Origin of the sequence: Streptomyces sp. LS1784, assembly GCF_020103755.1 — a bacterium.
Classification (GTDB): Bacteria; Actinomycetota; Actinomycetes; order Streptomycetales; family Streptomycetaceae; genus Kitasatospora.
Genome location: NZ_JAHSQD010000825.1, coordinates 1 through 2,718, shown reverse-complemented (window position 1 = coordinate 2,718; position 2,718 = coordinate 1). Strand labels below are relative to the sequence as shown.

The following is a 2,718-nucleotide window of genomic DNA, read 5'->3' as shown; positions in this document are numbered from 1 at the left end:
CCGCGCCGAGCCCGGTCGGCCGGCGCAGCGCCTCGGCGTGGTAGCGGACCCGCCCGCCGTGGCCGGGGTTCTCGCTCTGCCCGTCGACCAGCCGCGCCACCAGCACCGGCACTCCGGCCGATTCCGCCGCCCGGGCGACCACCCCGTCCACGGAGGACCACCAGCCGACCTCCACCTCGAAGGGGCCCAGCTGCCCGAAGTACTCGTCGCCGAAGGTGAGATCGACCGTCACGGTCCGGTTGCTCGCTCGCTGCATCGGAGCAGCTTCGCCCACGGAGGCGGGCACGTGCCAACGGTTTTCCGCACGCGCCGACCGGGCCGAGGGCGCGCAGGTCCTGCGGCAACCCTTGCCCTGAGGCCCGGAACCGGCGCTACGCGATGGCCACCGCCGTGCCCGAGACACGTACCCGGGTGTCCTCCGCCCGCAGTTCGACCCGCAGGACGCCGGGGCGGCCCAGGTCGTCGCCCTGGTACAGCGTCAGCACCGCCGGGGCCGCCACCGCGCCGAGGTCCCGCAAGTAGGCGCCGAAGGCGGCCGCGGCGGCGCCGGTGGCCGGGTCCTCGACCACACCGCCGACCGGGAACGGGTCGCGGACGTGGAAGAGCTCGGAGGCCTCCCGCCAGGCGAGCTGCAGGGTGGTCAGGTCGCGGGCGCGCATGAAGTTCGCCAGGCCGTCGAAGTCGTAGTCGAGCCGGGCCAGCCGCTCGCGGGTGGCCACGGGCAGGACGAGGTGCCGGGCACCCGCGTAGGCGACGCGGGGCGGCAGGGCCGGGTCGAGGTCGGCGGCGGACCAGCCGAGCAGGGCGAGCGCCTGCGCCACGTCGGCCGCCGGCACCTCCTCCACCTTCGGCTCGACGCTGGTGAGGGTGGCGCGCAGCAGCCCGTCGGCACCGCGCTCGACCTCGACCGGGACGTCCCCGGCCGCGGTCGCGAAGACGTACCGCCCGGGGCCGGTGCGCTCGGCGAGGGCGACGGCGGAGGCGACCGTCGCGTGTCCGCAGAACGGCACCTCGGCGAGCGGGCTGAAGTACCGCACCCGGTAGGCCCCTTCGGCCGGGCCGGCGGTCAGGAAGGCGGTCTCGGAGTACCCCACCTCGGCGGCGACGGCGAGCATCCGTTCGTCGGTCAGCCCGGTGGCGTCGAGCACCACGCCGGCCGGATTGCCGCCCTCGGGGCGGGTGGCGAAGGCGGCGTAGCGGAGGATCTCAGGAGCGGCGTCGTCGGTCATGACCGGACGAACGCCTGCCGTGGGGCCGCTGTTCCCGCTCACCGCAGCACCGCCTCCAGGAAGTCCGAGCCGAGCCGGGCGCTGCCCGCCAGGTCGAGCTCGTAGAGCATGTAGCGCCCGCGCCGCCTGGTCGTGAGCAGTCCGGCCTTGCGCAGCACGGCCAGGTGCCGGGACACCTCGGGCGCGCTGAGCTGCCAGGCGGAGGCCAGTTCGCCGGTGGTGTGCGGGCCGCGGGCCATGGTGCGGGCGAGGCGCAGCCGGACGGGGTGGGCGAGCGCCTCCAGCCGCTGCTGGACGAGGGCGAGCGAGACGGGCTCGGGCAGGCCGGTCTCGCCGACCGGGTACTGGAGGACGGGCCGCCAGCCACGCGCGTGCACCACCAGGAGGTGCGGGCGGCCGAAGGCGGTGGGGATGAAGGTGACGCCCCCGGCGTCGGTGCCGCCGGCGGTGTTGTCCTGGAGCTTGTCGATGACGATCCGGCGCCGTCCGTCCCCGCCCTGGTCGAGGGAGACGGAGGGCGAGATGTCGGCGAGCGCGTCGGCGAGGCCGTGGCGGGCGAGCAGGTCGGCCTTGCGCCGGGCGTCGGCGGCGAGGTCGGGCAGGACGCGCTGCCAGGCGTCGGCGAAGAACGCGGACCGGCAGTCCTCCAGCATCCGGCGCACCAGGGCCCGGACGGCCGGCGGGTCGGCGAGCAGCCGGTCGGCGAAGGCGGCCTGCCGGGGGCCGCGGGCGAGGGCGAGTTCCCGGGCCCGCTCGTTGGCGGCCGGGTCGGTGAGCGGGGATCCCATCCGGCTGGTGAGCCGGGAGGAGCCGCAGGTGGTGATGAGGGCGGCGGCGACGTACAGCTCGTCGTCGATCCGGTCGACGGCGTCCAGTTCCTCGGCCAGGGTGGCGCCGGGCAGCCCCGGGACGAGGAAGTCGGCGCGTGAGGAGCGCCAGAGGAAGTCGGCCTCCAGCAGCCGCTCGGACAGCTCCGGCGGGATCACGGTGGCGGTGCTGCCGGCCCAGCCGTGCAGCGCGGGGTGGTGCGCCGGCTCGGCGAGGACGTGCAGCATGGCGTTGAGCTCGGCGAGCGGGGAGGGCGCGAAGAGCAGGCGCCCGTCGGGCAGGCCGGTGATGTCGATGGTCACGCTCATGCGGCCGCCTCGCTGCCCTCGGCGGGGGCATTCGCTCCCACGCTGCTCCTGATGGTCCTCCCCCGGCCTTCGGCCGGGGGGATCGCCGTGCTTCGCTCACTCACGCTGCCGATCCTGTCACCCCGCCCTGCGAGGTCCTCCGTCGATTGACGGGAAGCGTCAATCCGCGTGCCAGGCGGTCCGGCCCGGGCGGACGGTACCGGCCATGAGCCTGATCCGGGAGAAGTCCGTTCACGACCACACCGCCGTCCGCCACGGCGAGCCGCCCGCCCCGCCGACCGGCACGGGCCGCCGGAGCCCGTCCGCGCTGTTGAGCCTGCTGACCGCCGCCGGCGGCCCCCGGTACGCCGTCG

2 protein-coding genes and 1 pseudogene are annotated in these 2,718 nt (G+C 76.0%); all 3 read right to left on the bottom strand.

Annotation, left to right across the window (positions count from 1 at the left end; genetic code table 11):
* Nucleotides 1-256 (bottom strand): annotated as a pseudogene (locus tag KS423_RS42955) (aminoglycoside phosphotransferase family protein); the annotation flags it as partial.
* A gap of 115 nt (nt 257-371) precedes the next feature.
* Nucleotides 372-1,229, bottom strand: coding sequence for a PhzF family phenazine biosynthesis protein (locus KS423_RS42950; RefSeq protein WP_224285125.1), 858 nt, complete (start codon nt 1,227-1,229; stop codon nt 372-374).
* A 38-nt stretch (nt 1,230-1,267) separates the two neighbouring features.
* The gene (locus KS423_RS42945; RefSeq protein WP_224285124.1) at nt 1,268-2,365 is read right to left on the bottom strand and encodes a DUF5937 family protein; all 1,098 of its coding nucleotides are present in this window, start codon (nt 2,363-2,365) and stop codon (nt 1,268-1,270) included.
* Nucleotides 2,366-2,718 lie beyond the last annotated feature (353 nt).